Source organism: Luteimonas sp. A482 (assembly GCF_054072655.1).
In genome coordinates, this window is record NZ_JBSVRO010000001.1 from 1,076,966 (window position 1) to 1,091,356 (window position 14,391).

At 70.5% G+C, this 14,391-nt stretch carries 13 protein-coding genes; 8 read left to right on the forward strand and 5 right to left on the reverse strand.

Annotation, left to right across the window (positions count from 1 at the left end):
- Nucleotides 1-165: 165 nt before the first annotated feature.
- From ACW5DW_RS04835 to ACW5DW_RS04855, 5 genes are all read left to right on the forward strand, one after another.
- Nucleotides 166-1,212 carry an ABC transporter substrate-binding protein gene (locus tag ACW5DW_RS04835; RefSeq protein ID WP_457017623.1) on the forward strand — a complete coding sequence of 349 codons (1,047 nt, stop codon included), beginning with the start codon at nt 166-168 and terminating at the stop codon, nt 1,210-1,212.
- A 102-nt stretch (nt 1,213-1,314) separates the two neighbouring features.
- A complete protein-coding gene (locus tag ACW5DW_RS04840) occupies nt 1,315-2,124 on the forward strand; it encodes an ATP-binding cassette domain-containing protein (RefSeq protein WP_457017624.1) in 810 nt (269 codons plus the stop codon).
- Entirely contained in the window at nt 2,121-3,362 is a 1,242-nt protein-coding gene (locus ACW5DW_RS04845; RefSeq protein WP_457017625.1) for a sugar ABC transporter permease, read from the forward strand. The genes ACW5DW_RS04840 and ACW5DW_RS04845 overlap by 4 nt, the downstream gene beginning before the upstream one ends.
- 25 nt (nt 3,363-3,387) lie before the next feature.
- Entirely contained in the window at nt 3,388-4,116 is a 729-nt protein-coding gene (locus ACW5DW_RS04850; RefSeq protein WP_457017626.1) for an SDR family oxidoreductase, read from the forward strand.
- A 36-nt stretch (nt 4,117-4,152) separates the two neighbouring features.
- Nucleotides 4,153-5,763 carry an FGGY-family carbohydrate kinase gene (locus tag ACW5DW_RS04855; RefSeq protein ID WP_457017627.1) on the forward strand — a complete coding sequence of 537 codons (1,611 nt, stop codon included), beginning with the start codon at nt 4,153-4,155 and terminating at the stop codon, nt 5,761-5,763.
- A 189-nt stretch (nt 5,764-5,952) separates the two neighbouring features.
- Here the strand turns inward: ACW5DW_RS04855 and ACW5DW_RS04860 are convergent, their stop codons facing one another.
- Genes ACW5DW_RS04860 through gloB form a run of 3 tightly spaced genes read right to left on the reverse strand, consistent with a single transcriptional unit; the run spans nt 5,953 to nt 8,836 of the window.
- Entirely contained in the window at nt 5,953-6,750 is a 798-nt protein-coding gene (locus tag ACW5DW_RS04860; protein WP_457017628.1) for an enoyl-ACP reductase FabI, read from the reverse strand.
- A gap of 26 nt (nt 6,751-6,776) precedes the next feature.
- Complete coding sequence (locus tag ACW5DW_RS04865) at nt 6,777-8,072, reverse strand: transglycosylase SLT domain-containing protein (protein WP_457017629.1); 1,296 nt, start codon at nt 8,070-8,072, stop codon at nt 6,777-6,779.
- Nucleotides 8,069-8,836: a hydroxyacylglutathione hydrolase gene (gene gloB / locus ACW5DW_RS04870; RefSeq protein WP_457017630.1), complete on the reverse strand. Its 768-nt coding sequence runs from the start codon at nt 8,834-8,836 to the stop codon at nt 8,069-8,071. Before gloB ends, ACW5DW_RS04865 begins: the two co-directional genes overlap by 4 nt.
- Nucleotides 8,837-8,874: 38 nt before the next feature.
- On the opposite strand from gloB, the gene ACW5DW_RS04875 reads away from it, so the two are divergent.
- The 3 genes from ACW5DW_RS04875 (at nt 8,875) to dnaQ (ending at nt 10,829) form a co-directional block, all read left to right on the forward strand.
- Complete coding sequence (locus ACW5DW_RS04875; protein WP_457017631.1) at nt 8,875-9,540, forward strand: hypothetical protein; 666 nt, start codon at nt 8,875-8,877, stop codon at nt 9,538-9,540.
- Entirely contained in the window at nt 9,537-9,980 is a 444-nt protein-coding gene (rnhA, locus tag ACW5DW_RS04880; protein ID WP_457017632.1) for a ribonuclease HI, read from the forward strand. The genes ACW5DW_RS04875 and rnhA overlap by 4 nt, the downstream gene beginning before the upstream one ends.
- 93 nt (nt 9,981-10,073) lie before the next feature.
- Nucleotides 10,074-10,829: a DNA polymerase III subunit epsilon gene (gene dnaQ, locus ACW5DW_RS04885; protein ID WP_457017633.1), complete on the forward strand. Its 756-nt coding sequence runs from the start codon at nt 10,074-10,076 to the stop codon at nt 10,827-10,829.
- A gap of 82 nt (nt 10,830-10,911) precedes the next feature.
- On the opposite strand, the gene ACW5DW_RS04890 is transcribed toward dnaQ, so the two are convergent.
- Nucleotides 10,912-11,616 (reverse strand): PP2C family protein-serine/threonine phosphatase, encoded by a 705-nt coding sequence (locus ACW5DW_RS04890; RefSeq protein WP_457017634.1) that lies wholly within the window; start codon nt 11,614-11,616, stop codon nt 10,912-10,914.
- A 155-nt stretch (nt 11,617-11,771) separates the two neighbouring features.
- Nucleotides 11,772-14,282 carry a penicillin acylase family protein gene (locus ACW5DW_RS04895; protein WP_457017635.1) on the reverse strand — a complete coding sequence of 837 codons (2,511 nt, stop codon included), beginning with the start codon at nt 14,280-14,282 and terminating at the stop codon, nt 11,772-11,774.
- Between the last annotated feature and the right edge of the window lie 109 nt (nt 14,283-14,391).

The following is a 14,391-nucleotide window of genomic DNA, read 5'->3' on the forward strand; positions in this document are numbered from 1 at the left end:
GCCCTTACAGCAACCTCGCTCAACCGGTTGAGCACGGGTGCTCAACCGGTTGAACAGATGAGCGGGTCCAAGCGCGGCGGCCGGCGGAAAAGTGCCCGGCCATGCGGCGATTGCCGCCCATACCAACAGCCACAAACAGTCCCAGGCACACCGGAGAAAACCGGAATGAATCTTTCCAGGCTGGCGACGGCCGTAGGCTTTGTCGCATTGCTCGTCGGCTGCAGTTCCGGCGGTGAGTCCGCCGGCACGGTCGCCTTCCTGATGCCCGACCAGAGCTCGACGCGTTACGAGGAGCGCGACTTCCCCGGCTTCAAGGCCGAGATGGCCAGGCTCTGCCCGGACTGCACGGTGATCTATCAGAACGCCAACGCGGATGCGACGCTGCAGCAGCAGCAGTTCAACTCCGCGCTGATCCAGGGCGCGAAAGTCATCGTGCTCAACCCGGTGGACTCCTCGGCGGCCGCCGCGCTGGTGACGCTGGCCAGGTCGCAGGGTGCCAAGGTCGTGGCCTACGACCGGCCCGTTCCGGGCACGCCGGCGGACTACTACGTGTCGTTCGACAACGAGGCGCTGGGCTACGCGCTGTCGAGCTCGTTCGTCGAGCACCTCAAGGCGTCCGGCGTACCCGAAGGCTCCGGCGTGCTGCAGGTCAATGGCTCGCCGACCGACGCCGCGGCCGGCCTGATCCGCGACGGCATCCATCGCGGCCTGGCGGGTTCGGGGTACGCCACGCTTGCCGAATTCGATACGCCCGACTGGAAGCCGGCCGAGGCCCAGCAGTGGGTCGCCGGCCAGATCACGCGCTTCGGACCCGAGATCAAGGGCATCGTCGCGGCCAACGACGGCACCGCAGGCGGCGCCATCGCCGCGCTCAAGGCGGCGGGCGTCGACGCGCTGCCGCCGGTCACCGGCAACGACGCGGTGGTCGCCGCGCTGCAGCTGATCATTGCCGGCGACCAGTACAACACCATTTCCAAGCCCTCGGAGATCGTCGCGGCCGCGGCGGCCAACGTGGCCGTGGCGCTGCTCGACGGCGAGGGGCCGGAGGCGAAGACCACCATCTACGACACGCCGGCGGAACTGTTCGTCCCCACCGTGGTGACGCGCGGGAACATCAAGGCCGAGATCTTCGACACCGGCATCCAGACGCCCGCGCAAGTGTGCACCGGCGAGTACGTGGAAGCCTGCCGGGAGCTCGGCATCCCCGAGTAGCCAGCCGCGATCGTTCCGCGCGCGCCGCGCATCCGAATGGGATGCCGGCGTGGCCCGGAACTGCCCAGCCGCCATGCGCGCGAAGCCACGGAGACCACCATCATGAGCCAGACGGCGCGACGCCCGGCAACAGGCGAGGTCATCCTCCGCCTGAAGGGCGTGTCCAAGAAATTCGGCGCGGTATCCGCGCTGACCGACATCGACCTGGAAGTGCGTGCCGGCGAGGTCGTCGCCCTGGTCGGCGACAACGGTGCAGGCAAGTCGACCCTGGTGAAGATCCTCGCCGGCGTCCACCAGCCGACCTCCGGCTCCATCGAGTTCATGGGGCAGCCCGTGACCTTGGACAGCTCCGCGACAGCCCTCAGGCTGGGTATCGCCACCGTGTTCCAGGACCTCGCGCTGTGCGAGAACCTGGACGTCGTGGCCAACGTGTTCCTCGGGCACGAGCTCAACCCGCTGTGGCTGGACGAGGTGCAGATGGAAGTCCGCGCCTGGACGCTGCTCAAGGAACTGGCGGCGCGGATCCCTTCGGTGCGCGAGCCGATCGCGTCGCTGTCGGGCGGCCAGCGGCAGAGCGTGGCCATCGCCCGTTCGTTGCTGCTCGATCCCTACATCATCATGCTCGACGAGCCCACCGCGGCGCTGGGCGTCGCCCAGACGGCCGAGGTGCTGAACCTGATCGAGCGGGTGCGCGCGCGCGGCCTGGGCGTGATCCTCATCAGCCACAACATGGAAGACGTGCGCGCGGTCGCCGACCGCATCGTCGTGCTGCGGCTGGGCCGCAACAACGGGATCTTCGAGCCCGACGCGAGCAACCACGAACTCGTCACCGCGATCACCGGCGCGACAGAGAATTCAGTCTCCCTGCGCACCCGCAGGAAGGCGGCCGAATCGGCAGGGGAACTGCAATGAGCAAGCAGAACGCACAGGCGATCGACCGCGCCGACGAGCGCGTCAGGCACGACGACAGCATGCTCGGGGCGGTCCGCGCCTTCTTCGACCGGGTCCGGTCAGGCGACCTGGGCACACTGCCGGTCGTGGTCGGGCTGGTCGTCATCTCGGTGGTTTTCAGCAGCCTCAACCCGCTGTTCCTGGCGCCGGACAACCTGGTCAACCTGCTGTTCGACTGCGCCACCATCGGAGTCATCTCGCTGGGCGTGGTCTGCGTGCTGATGCTGGGCGAGATCGATCTTTCGGTGGGGTCGATGAGCGGGCTGGCCTCGGCGATCGTCGGCGTGTTCTGGGTCAACATGGGCTGGCCGCTGCTGCCGGCCATCCTGGTGGCGGTGGCGGCCGGCGCATTGGTTGGCGCGGTCTACGCCACGCTGCTGAACTGGATCGGCATGCCGAGCTTCATATCGACCCTGGCGGGCCTGCTCGCGCTGCTGGGCTTGCAGCTGTACGTGCTGGGCAACGCGGGTTCGATCAACCTTCCCTACGCCTCGTCCTTCGTGGCCTTTGGCCAGTTGCAGATCATGCCCGTCTGGCTCTCCCACCTGGCGGCGCTGGTGCCCGGACTGGCCATCCTGCTGGTCGGCCTGGATACGGCCAGGCGCCGGCGCACCGTCGGCCTGACCGCACAGCCGACCAGCCTGCTGCTGATCAAGGCCGGCGCCCTGACCGCCGCGCTGCAGTTCGCCGTGTGGTACCTCAACCTCGGGCGCGGCGTGCCGTGGATGTTCTGCCTGTTCGTGCTGCTGGTGGTGGGGCTGGACTATGCGCTGACGCGGACGAAGTGGGGCCGTTCGATGTTCGCCGTCGGCGGCAACCGCGAGGCGGCGCGCCGCACCGGCATCAACGTCAAGCGGATCTACCTCTCGGCCTTCATGCTCGGATCGTCGCTGGCCGCGCTGGGCGGCATCCTCTCGGCCGCGCGCCTGGCCTCGTCAAGCCAGCAGGCCGGCACCGGAGACGTCAACCTCAACGCGATCGCCGCGGCCGTCATCGGCGGCACCAGCCTGTTCGGCGGCCGCGGCAGCGCGTACTCGGCACTGCTCGGCATCATCGTCATCGTGGCCATCTCGAACGGGCTGACGCTGCTCAACCTCTCGTCCAGCCTGCGCTACATGATCACTGGTGGCGTGCTGGCCATCGCCGTCATCGTCGACTCGCTTGCCCGTCGCTCGCGCGCGACGCACGGCCGCGGGTAACCGGACAACCAAGGCAGAGAACGTCATGTCGCAACAGATGAAGGGCAAGGTCGTCGCCATCACCGGCGCGGCATCGGGAATCGGCCTGGCGTGCGCGCGCGCGCTGGTGGCCGCGGGTGCCAGGGTGGTCATGATCGATCGCGCCGGGGACCGGCTCGAGGCGCTGTGCGGGGAGATCGGCCCGGATGCGCTGCCGCTGGTCGTGGACCTGCTCGACGGGCCGCAGGTGTCGGGGATGCTGCCGCACATCCTCGAGTTGGCCGGCCGGCTCGACGCGTTCCATGCCAATGCCGGCGCCTACATCGGCGGCGCGGTGGCGGAGGGCGATCCGGACGCCTGGGACCGCGTGCTCAACCTCAACATCAATGCAGCGTTCCGCTCGGTGCGCGCCGTGCTGCCGCACCTGATCGCGCAGAAGGCGGGCGACATCCTGTTCACCTCGTCGGTCGCAGGCGTCGTGCCCGTGGTCTGGGAGCCGATCTACACGGCGTCCAAGTTCGCGGTGCAGGCCTTCGTCCATTCCACCCGCCGCCAAGTCGCGCCGCACGGCGTGCGCGTGGGCGCGGTGCTGCCCGGACCGGTCGTCACCGCGCTGCTGGACGATTGGCCCAAGGCCAAGATGGAAGAGGCGCTCGCCAACGGCAGCCTGATGCATCCGGAGGAAGTGGCCGACGCGGTCGTGTTCATGCTCACGCGCAAGCCCAGCGTGACCATCCGCGACATGGTTATCGTGCCGAGCGGCCTGGACCTTTGATTCACCTTCGCAGACCTGGATTCGGGAAAAACTGATATGGGCAGGAACAACGGGCGTTTCATCCTTGGTGTCGACGTCGGCACGGGCAGCGCGCGTGCAGGGCTGTTCGACCTTTCGGGCCACATGCTCGCCTCGGCCAAGACCGAGCTTGAAATCTGGCGCGGCCCGGGCGCCATGGTCGAGCAGTCCTCGGCACAGATCTGGGACGCCGTATGCAGCTCGGTGCGCGCCGCCATCGAGGTGGCGGATGTGCTTCCTTCGCAGGTCGCCGGCATCGGCTTCGATGCCACCTGCTCGCTCGTGGTCCTGGCCGAGGGCGGCGCCTCGCTGCCGGTCGGGCCGTCGGAAGATCCGGCGCGCGACGTGATCGTGTGGATGGACCACCGCGCCGTCGACCAGGCCGCGCGGATCAACGCGGGCGGGCACGACGTGCTCAAGTACGTCGGCGGTCGGATCTCGCCAGAGATGCAGACGCCCAAGCTGCTCTGGCTGAAGGAGAACCGCCCGGAGATCTATGCCAAGGCCTGGGCGTTCTTTGATCTCTCGGATTTCCTGACGTGGAAGGCCACCGGTGATCTGGCCCGTTCGACCTGCACCGTCACGTGCAAGTGGACCTATCTGGCCCATGAGCGCCGGTGGGATGCGTCGTACTTCGACAGCATCGGCCTGGAAGACCTGGTCGAGGACGGATTCGGGAGGATCGGTGCGCGGGTGATCGACCCGGGCCAGCCGCTGGGCCTGGGCCTGAGCGCAGCCGCGGCACGCGATCTCGGGCTGGAACCAGGCACCGCCGTGTCGGCGGGGATGATCGACGCGCATGCCGGTGGCATCGGTACGGTCGGCGTCGAGGGCTCGCCTACCACGCATGTGGCCTATGTGTTCGGCACCTCCTCTTGCACCCTCACCTCGACCATCGAGCCGAAGTTCACACCCGGCGTTTGGGGTCCTTATTACTCGGCGATGGTGCCGGGCATGTGGCTCAATGAAGGCGGGCAAACCGCCGCCGGTGCGGCCATCGATCACCTGATCGAATGCCACCCTGCCTCGGGCGAGGCGCGTGAGCTGGCCCGGGCCCGCGGCATCCCGGTGTCGGAACTGTTGACCGAACGACTGATCACGAGGGCGTCCTGCTTGTCGGAGATCGTCCGCCTCGCGGGCGGGCTTCATGTCGTTCCCGAGTTCCTTGGCAATCGTGCACCGTTCGCCGATCCCCACGCTCGCGCCGTGATCGCTGGCATGGGCATGGAGCGGGATCTCGACAGCTTGGCCGCGCTCTATCTGGCAGGCGTGTGCGGCGTCGGGTACGGCTTGCGGCAGATCATCGAAACCCAGGCCAAGGCTGGCGCACCGATCGAGAAGATCGTCATCTGCGGAGGGGCAGGGCAATCGCGCCTGATCCGGCAATTGCTGGCAGACGCTGTTGGCAAGCCGGTGATGGCCTCGCACAGCGAGGAGCCGGTCCTGCTTGGTGCCGCAACTCTTGGCGCTGTAGCGGCCGGCCTGTTTGTGGATATCCAGGCAGCGATGGCTGCGCTCAGCCATCCGGGTGAAACGTGCCTGCATGCCGGCGGTGAGATCGCCGAACTGCACGATCTCCGCTTCGACGTCTTCTGTCGCTTGCAGGCGCTGGCACGCGAGATACGCTGATCGTCACGGTACGGGCGGTTCGTCCGGCCTTCGGCTCCAACGCCGGTCGGTCGCCGTTCCCGTAGCATTGAGTTGTATCGCTCGGGAAAGGACGGAGCCGACCGGGCTGCCCTGATTTGCTCGTCCGGTTGTCGTCCGCCCTTGCCGCTCAACGCCGGGACGAGGGCGTTCTGGTTAGCGGAAGCGCGCTTATTCGCCGGCTTCCAGGCCGGTCATGCCGACGATGTTGTAGCCGCCGTCGACGTAGGTGATTTCGCCGGTGATGCCCGAGGCGAGGTCCGAGCACAGGAAGGCGGCGGCGTTGCCGACGTCCTCGATGGTGACCGTGCGCCGGATCGGGGCGTGGGACTCGACGTGGCCGAGGATCTTGCGGAAGCCGCCGATGCCGGCTGCGGCCAGGGTCTTGATCGGGCCGGCGGAAATCGCGTTGACGCGGATGCCCTCCGGGCCAAGGTTGAGCGCCAGGTAGCGCACACTCGCCTCCAGCGCGGCCTTGGCCACGCCCATGACGTTGTAGCTGGGCAGGGTGCGGACGGCACCGAGGTAGCTCAGGGTGAGGATCGAGCCCTGGCGGCCCTGCATCAGCGGGCGTGCGCCCTTGGCCAGCGCCGACAGCGAGTAGGCCGAAATGTCGTGGGCCATCGCGAAGTTCTCGCGGGTCAGCCCGTCCAGGAAGCCGCCGGTGATCGCCTCGCGCGGGGCATAGGCGATGGCGTGGACGAGGATGTCGAAACCATCAGTCCAGTGCTTGCCCAGATCGTCGAACAACGCGGCGATCTGCGCGTCATCGGTGACGTCCAGGGGGAAGGACGGGCCACCGCCCAGCTTCGCGGCCGCGTCGTCGACGCGCGACTTCAGCTTTTCGTTCTGATAGGTGAAGGCCAGTTCGGCGCCTTCGCGGTGCATCGCCTCGGCGATGCCGTTGGCGATCGAACGCTGGCTGGCGATGCCGGTGATCAGTGCGCGCTTGCCCTGCAGGAAACCCATGGATGACTCGCGATGTGGACCGGCGCCTATTCTGCCATGACCGTCGAGGCAGCCCCGGCCGGATCGATCGCCAGCACCATGCCGGGCCGCAGCACGCTGCGGGCGTCGAGGCCGTTGCGCGCCAGCAGGTCGGCCACGCGCAGGCCGTAGCGGCTGGCAATGCGCCAGGCTGAGTCGCCGCGCACGACCAGGTGCGTGCGCGCCGGCATCGCTTCGACGAAGCCCGACGCATCGGCCATGGCGTCGGAGATATCGTCGTCGCTGGCGAGGACGCGCGCCGGCGGCGGGGCAGCGCGAGCCACCAGTTGGGACGGCGCCTGCACGGAGGCCAACAGCACGCGGGGCGTTCCGCCGGCGCGGGCGATGCGGCCGTTGCCGTGCACCGGGTTGAGGCGTCGCAGCTGGGCGGGATCGGCGCCGTGCTCGCGCGCCAGGGCGTCCAGCGAGGCAATCTGCAGGGGCACCGCGGCCGCGGTGAGCACCGGAACCGGCCGGTCCAGCGCCTGCAGCCAGGCATCGCCTTCCCCGGCCTCGACCAGGAGGCAGGACAGGGCCTGCAGCTTGCGCACGTAGGCCTGGGTCATCTGCGGCATCGGCAACGCGTCCGGATCGGCTTGCGCAGGGCGCTGGCCAGCGCGCTTGAGGGCGCCGAGCAACCGGTACTCGCCGGCGTTGTAGGCCATTACCGCCAGGCGCCAGTCGCCGGCGAACATGCCGTGCAGGGTGCGCAGGTAACGGGTCGCGGCATCGGTGGAATCGACCGGCGACAGGCGCCCGTCGTATCCCGGGCCCACCGCCACCTTGTGGTTGCGCGCGGTCAGCGCGATGAACTGCCAGAGCCCCGCCGGACCGTGCGGCGAGCGCGCGCCCGGCCGGTAGCCGCTCTCCACGAACGGGATCAGCGCGTACTCGGTGGGCAGGTGCAGGTCACGCAGGCGGTCGACGACATAGCCGAACAGCGGCAGCACGTCGCTGCCGGGCGCGACGAACTGGCCGGGCGCATGGGCAAAGTGGCGCCGCCAGCGCGGGCTGGCGTCCGCCGGGCATGCCTGGTCGGCCAGGCCTTCGCGGAAGTTGCGGTAGATGTCCAGGCCGCTGCGCGTGCCCGCCGGCAGGGCGATCGCGGATGCATCGGAAGCGGGCAACTGCGTCGCAGCGTCGCCTGCGACGGCGTCGACAGCGGCAGCTTCGGTTCGATCTGCGACCTCTGCCGTCTGCGCGGCGACCGGGCCCGGTGCAGTCGCCACCGGCTGACCGGCAAGCGCCGGTCCGGCCAGCGCGCACAGCAGCGCGAGGCCCCCGGCAATGGCGCGCGCCCTCATGCGCGGAAGCCGTCTTTCCAGCGCCGCAATGCGGCGAATGCTTCGACCCGGTCATGCGCCGCGGATGGCTCGCGCGCGGCCAGCGTGGCGCGGACGGCAGGCGCGTCGATCCGCAGGAACGGGTTGCAGGCCAGCTCCTGGGCAAGGGTCGAGGGGACGGTGGGCTGTGCGGCGTGGCGCATGGCGATGGCCTCTTCGTGGCGGCGTCGCAGCGCCGCGTTGTCGGGATCGACCACGCGCGCGAAGGCGGCGTTGGCCAGGGTGTATTCGTGCCCGCAGCAGACCAGGGTTGCCGCGGGAAGGGCGGACAGCCGGTCGAGGGCGCCGAGCATGTCGCGCGGCGTACCTTCGAACAGGCGCCCACAGCCCAGGCTGAACAGGGTATCCCCGCTGAACAGCAGGCCATGCCCGTGGAAGGCGATGTGGCTGGCGGTATGGCCGGGCACGGACAGGACATCGAACGCCCATGGCCCGGCCTGGATCCGGTCGCCGTCCGCGGCCACGTGGTCGACGATGGCCTCGATCCGCGCGTCCGCCGGGCCGTGCACCGGCACCTGCGGCCAGCGCTGGCGCAGGCCGGCGACCCCGGCCACGTGGTCGCCGTGGTGATGGGTGAGCAGGATCGCCTCGGGGGCGCGCCCGTCGCCGGCCGCGGCCAGGACCGGTGCGGCATCGCCCGGGTCGACCACCAGCCAACGGCCGTCCGCCCCGGCCAGGTGCCAGATGTAGTTGTCGTCCAGCGCGGGGAGCGCGGTGAGCTGCATCGGCGGGTCCGGGTCCGGCTGCCTTTAGAATGGCGACCATGCCCGTCCAGATCCCGGTCCGTCAAATGGACCCCGCCACCGTCCACGACTGGTTCCTGACCGATGCCGGGCGCGCCGTGCTGGCCAGCGAGGAGGCGGCTGTCGCCGAGGCGCTGGCCGACCGGCCCGGGCTGCCCTGGCTGTGGTGCGGCCCGGTGCCGCGCGCGGCGGATGGACCCGGTCGCGGCCTGTACCTGGCGCCCAGGAGTGGCACCCGCTGGCGCGGCCCGGTCGACTGTGCGCTGCCGCTGCCGCTGCCCAGCGAGGCCTTCGGTGCCGTCGTCCTGCAGCACGTGGCGCGACCCGGGGGCGCCCGCGGCGTCGCCCTGCTGGAGGAGGCAGCGCGCCTGCTGGTGAACGGCGGGCGCCTGTCGCTGTTCGTGCTCAACCCGCTGGCGCCCTACCGGTGGCGCTGGCGCGGCAGCGGGATCAGCGCCTCCGAGCCGCTGGCCTGGCGCCGGCGCCTGCGCGAGGCCGGGCTGGCGCCCGATGCGGTGTCGCAGGGGCTGGGTCCGAACTGGACCGTGCAAGTCTCGCCCGTGCCGCAGCAGGGCCCCGGGCTGCGCGCGGCCTATCTGCTGCGCGCCGAGAAGCGCGCCATCCCGCTGACGCCGGTGCGGTCGCGGCGGGTCCTGCCGCTGCCCCAGGGAGCCTCGGCGATATGAGCGTCGGCATCCATACCGATGGCGCCTGCCTCGGCAATCCTGGTCCCGGCGGCTGGGCGGCGCTGCTGCGCTTTGGTGAGAAGGAGCGCGAGTTGTCCGGCGGGGAGCCGCTCACCACCAACAACCGCATGGAGCTGATGGCCGCGATCGTCGCGCTGGAAACCCTGAGCCGCGCCTGCGAAGTGGTGCTGCACACCGACTCCCAGTACGTGCGCCAGGGCATCACCCTGTGGATGCCCAACTGGGTGCGGCGCGGCTGGAAGACCTCCGGCGGCGACCCGGTCAAGAACCGCGACCTGTGGGAGCGCCTGCATGCGGCCTGCGCCCGCCACGAGATCGACTGGCGCTGGGTGAAGGGCCACTCCGGCGACCTGGACAATGAGCGCGTCGACGTGCTCGCCCGCAACGAGGCCATCCGCATGCGCGCGCGAGCGGGATAGGCCAAGCGATCCCTCGCTGGGTCCGGCGTGACAACCGGACCGGATCAACCACTGCCACCAGGCACCCAACCACAGCCCCGGCTTCTGAAGACCATGCGCCACATCATCCTCGACACCGAAACCACCGGCCTTGAATGGAAGAAGGGCAACCGCGTGGTCGAGATCGGCTGCGTCGAAATGATCGAGCGCCGGCCCACCGGGCGCACCTTCCATAAGTACCTCAATCCCGACCGCGAGTTCGAGATCGGCGCGCAGGAGGTGACCGGGCTGACCCTGGAATTCCTGGCCGACAAGCCGCGCTTTGCCGAGGTCGCCGACGAATTCCTCGCCTTCGTCGACGGCGCCGAGCTGGTGATCCACAACGCGGCGTTCGACATGGGTTTCCTGGAGTCCGAGCTGTCGCGGCTGGGCGACGGCTACCCGCCGCTGCGCGAGCGCGTGACGGTGCTCGATTCGCTCGAGCTGGCGCGGAAGCGCTACCCGGGACAGCGCAATTCGCTCGACGCACTGTGCCGGCGGCTGGGCGTGGACAACTCGCACCGCCAGTTGCACGGCGCGCTGCTCGATGCGCAGCTGCTGGCCGAGGCGTGGCTGGCGCTGACCTCGGGGCAGGGCGAGATCGGCTTCGCCGCCGCCGAGCCTGCGGCCGGGACCGGGGCCAACCGCTTCGTGCTGCCGGCGGGTGCAAGCGCGCCGCGTCCGTCGATCACGGTGTCGGCGGAAGATCTGGCGCTGCACGACGCGCGGGTGGAGGCGATCCGGCGCAAGGCCGGGCGCTGCGTCTGGGAGCTGCCCGAGGCGGCGCCGCCCGAGGCGGCGCCGCACGAGGCGGTCGCCGTCGCCGGCTGATCGATCACCGGAAGGCGGGCGCACCAGGGCGTGATGTCCGGTGCAGGGCGGAATGCCCTGACGGTCCGATCGCGCCACGACTTCAGTGGCTGCGCACCAGCACCACGGTCACGTTGTCCGAGCCGCCGCCATCGAGCGCGGCCGCGACCAGGCCGTCCACGCACTCCTGGGCGCTGCATTCGGTGTGCCCCAGAACGCGCGAGATGGCGCGGTCGTCCACCTCCTCGGTCAGGCCATCACTGCACAGCAGCAGCTGCGAGCCGGGCGCGAGTTCGCCGGACAGGGTTTCCACGTTGAGCAACTGCGGTTCGGTCACGCCCAGGGCCTGGGTGACCACGTTGCGGTGCGGGTGGGTGCGCGCCTGGTCGATGCTGATCGCGCCCTGGGCGATGAGTTCCTGCACGTAGCTGTGGTCGTGCGAGAGCTGGGCCAGCTTGCCGTCGCGCCACAGATAGGCGCGGCTGTCGCCGACCCAGGCCACCTCGAAGCGGCTGCCGGTGACGCGCACGGCCACCACGGTGGTGCCCATCGGCAGCGCGTCGCTGCGCTGGCGCGAGGCGCGGATGATCTCCTCGTCGGCGATGCGGATCGCCTGCGGCAGTGGCGTGCCCTGGCGGGTCTCGCGCACGATCGTCTCGCGCGCCAGCGCGCTGGCAACCTCGCCGTACTCATGCCCGCCCATGCCGTCGGCCACCAGCCAGAGCCCCAGCTCGCTGTCGCCGTAATAGGTGTCCTCATTCAGTTCGCGCCGCAGGCCGACGTGGGTGAGGTGTCCGAATTCAATCATGCGTTGCGCGTCGGCGGGGGGCGGACTGGCGGGGTATTGTGCTTGGGAACGGGGAAAGAAGGGCAGTCAGGTCACCCGGCTTCCATGAGCCCGGCCAGAGCCAGGCAAGGCGACGCTAGCAAGTGCCAAGTGAATGCCGCATCGCGTCGGTTCCGTCAGCGGCCTTCGGGCTGCAGCCGCAGGGTGTGCGTGGCCGGGCCCGGCAGGAATGGCGTCGGCCGCCCCTGCACCCAGTCGTCGTGTCCCGCGCCCCAGAACGGCGACAGCGGATGGCCGCTCTGCCCGCCGGGCATGTGCATCACGCCGGCCTCTTCGTGGCCCGGCGCGACGACCATGCGCTGGGAGGCGCCGAAAGCCGGGCCCTGCACCCGCGGCATCATCGTGTCGCCCGGCAGGCGGTCGGCCGGCATGCACAGCAGCCGCCGGCCCAGCGGAATGGCACCGGCCAGGGGATGGCAGATGGCGGCGGTGTTGTGCTCACCCCAGCTGCGTTCGCGCAGCGGGCCCAGGACGGTGAGGTCGTCGCGGACTTCGCGAGCGGCGTCTTCGAACAGGGCAGGCCAGGAGTCGAACCGTTGCGGCAGCAGGTGTGCGGGCCGCTGCTGGACCAGCGGCCAGGCGACGCCCTCGAACAGGGGAAAGGCGGGTGGTTCGAAATCCTCGCCGGGTGCCGCCTGCGCCGGGGCCAGCAGGCCCTCGAGCAGCCGCGCGTGCACCGCCAGCCGCCACGCGCGGACGATGCGGTAGCTGGCGGAGTCGACGCTGGCGCGGCCCTGCCATGTGTCGGCGGCTGCGGCGAGTTCGTGCAGGGCCGGGGTCGCGCCGCTCCCGAGCGAGCGCAGCAGTTCCCACCAGCGCGTCATCAGCAGGGCGCGGTCGTCGAGCTGGATGGCCAGCAGATCAGCTTCGGTGAAGCGCTGGCCGGCCTGCAGCGCGTCGCGGATCTGCCCGGCGCGGGCGCCGAGGGCATAGCCGCCGTCGCCGATCCGGGCGAGGGCTTCGCCATCGGTGGTGCGGGCGTTTGCGGTCCAGATCCGGTCGAAGGCGGGGGAGGTGGCGAGGGGCGAGGCGTCGGCGGTGGACTGCCAGGGCGGGCAGGCGCCAGCCAGCGCGCCTTCGGAGGTGGCCCCGTCGGGCCCGATCGCTTCGCCGGCAATCGCCACGGCCGCCGGTGCGGCAGGATCGCAGCCGGGTGCGCGCGACGGCAGCGGTCCCAGCAGCCGCCAGGCGATGCGGCCGCCGGCATCGCCGATCACCAGGTTCTGGGTCGGCACGCCGGCGCTGTCCGCAACCGCGAGGGCGGCATCGAGGTCGCCGGCACGCGCGAAGCCGGCCAGGCCGAGGTTGATCGAGCCGGGCAGGTGCGCGGTCCAGCGCAGGCTGAGCAGCCTGCCATCGGGCAACTCATGGAGAACCGGGCCCCAGCGGGTTTCGTGCACGTCCAGAGTGACTGGCTCGGCGCCGGCGATGTGGATGGTTTCGCGATGGAGCTGGACCGCGGCACAGGGCGTCGCCGCCTGGGCAGGCGCCATGCCGGCGTCGGCGCAGGGCGTTTCCAGCGCCCAGTCCAGGTAGTCGCCGTAGCTGTTGGTATAGCCCCAGGCGACATGGCCGTTGCTGCCGACGATGATCGCCGGCAGGCCGGGCAGGGTGACGCCCTGCACGTCGACCCTCCCGCCGGGCGCAGCTGCCTCCGGCCAGCGCAGGCGCGCGCGGAACCAGAGGTTGGGCGCGCGCAGCCCCAGATGCATGTCATCGGCGACGATCGCGCGGCCATCGTCGGTGAGCGCACCCGACACGGCAAAATTGTTGCTGCCCGGCAAAAGATCGGTCGCCGCAGGCGACCAGCCGCTGCCTCTCCCCTGCGTAGCGGTGGAGAGGGGGACCGTCCGCGGAGCGGACGGTGGAGAGGGGGCAACCGCCTCCCGCGCCGCGCCCGCACCCGCCGCCGCAAGTTCGCGCAGGTCCACTTCCTCCGCGCCCGGCAACACCGCGTCGCCGAACGCTGCCCCCATCAGCGGCGCATCCCAACTGCTGCCGGGATGCGTGAGCAGCGCGTACAGCGGCGCGGGCAGGCCTTGCCTGAGCTTCCACAGCGCGAGTTCGTTGGCGTTCGACGCATCCTGCAGATCGAAGTACATCGCGTAACCGGCAAGCGCAGTGTCGGCCGGTCGCCAGGGCTCCGGCTGCTGGCGCAGCAGCAGGTAGGGCCAGGGCCGGGTGCGCAGCGCAGCCACGCCGGCGTTGACGCCGTCGGTATAGGCCCGGAGCATCGGCATGCGCTCGCCTGCGATGGCCTCCAGATGCGCGTCCACCCGTGCGCGCATGCGGTGCACGCGATGGCGGCGGTCGGCATCGAGCGCGACCGCGCCAAACAGCGCAGACAGTTCGCCCGCGGACGTGCGCCGCAGCAGGTCCATCTCGAAATAGCGTTCCTGGGCGTGCACGTAGCCAAGCGCGCGCATCGCATCGGCTTCGTCCTGCGCGTCGATGGTGACCACGCCCAGCGCGTCGCGCTGCACACTCACCGGCGCGGACAGCCCCGCCAGCGCCAGCTCGCCGTCGAGCGCGGGCAGGCTGCCGCGCAGCAACCACCAGGCGAGGCCGCCGCCCGCCACCGCCAGCGCGAGTCCAAGCAGCAGCAGCCGTTTCAGCCATCGAACCATCGTTGCCGCTCCGCGCGCGCGTGAGCGGTGACTCTAGCGGATCGCGCACCGCCGACCGCCGCGGTGGCGGGTGCACCGTTGCCGCGCGACGGGTAGGCGCATGGGCGAT

What these genes read in the sequence shown, in the direction of transcription:
- ACW5DW_RS04855 (WP_457017627.1), top strand. Translation starts at nt 4,153, where the DNA reads ATGGGCAGGAACAACGGGCGTTTCATCCTTGGTGTCGACGTCGGCACG.
- ACW5DW_RS04840 (WP_457017624.1), top strand. Translation starts at nt 1,315, where the DNA reads ATGAGCCAGACGGCGCGACGCCCGGCAACAGGCGAGGTCATCCTCCGC.
- ACW5DW_RS04845 (WP_457017625.1), top strand. Translation starts at nt 2,121, where the DNA reads ATGAGCAAGCAGAACGCACAGGCGATCGACCGCGCCGACGAGCGCGTC.
- ACW5DW_RS04865 (WP_457017629.1), bottom strand. Translation starts at nt 8,072, where the DNA reads ATGAGGGCGCGCGCCATTGCCGGGGGCCTCGCGCTGCTGTGCGCGCTG.
- ACW5DW_RS04895 (WP_457017635.1), bottom strand. Translation starts at nt 14,282, where the DNA reads ATGGTTCGATGGCTGAAACGGCTGCTGCTGCTTGGACTCGCGCTGGCG.
- ACW5DW_RS04875 (WP_457017631.1), top strand. Translation starts at nt 8,875, where the DNA reads ATGCCCGTCCAGATCCCGGTCCGTCAAATGGACCCCGCCACCGTCCAC.
- ACW5DW_RS04850 (WP_457017626.1), top strand. Translation starts at nt 3,388, where the DNA reads ATGTCGCAACAGATGAAGGGCAAGGTCGTCGCCATCACCGGCGCGGCA.
- rnhA (WP_457017632.1), top strand. Translation starts at nt 9,537, where the DNA reads ATGAGCGTCGGCATCCATACCGATGGCGCCTGCCTCGGCAATCCTGGT.
- ACW5DW_RS04835 (WP_457017623.1), top strand. Translation starts at nt 166, where the DNA reads ATGAATCTTTCCAGGCTGGCGACGGCCGTAGGCTTTGTCGCATTGCTC.
- ACW5DW_RS04890 (WP_457017634.1), bottom strand. Translation starts at nt 11,616, where the DNA reads ATGATTGAATTCGGACACCTCACCCACGTCGGCCTGCGGCGCGAACTG.
- gloB (WP_457017630.1), bottom strand. Translation starts at nt 8,836, where the DNA reads ATGCAGCTCACCGCGCTCCCCGCGCTGGACGACAACTACATCTGGCAC.
- ACW5DW_RS04860 (WP_457017628.1), bottom strand. Translation starts at nt 6,750, where the DNA reads ATGGGTTTCCTGCAGGGCAAGCGCGCACTGATCACCGGCATCGCCAGC.
- dnaQ (WP_457017633.1), top strand. Translation starts at nt 10,074, where the DNA reads ATGCGCCACATCATCCTCGACACCGAAACCACCGGCCTTGAATGGAAG.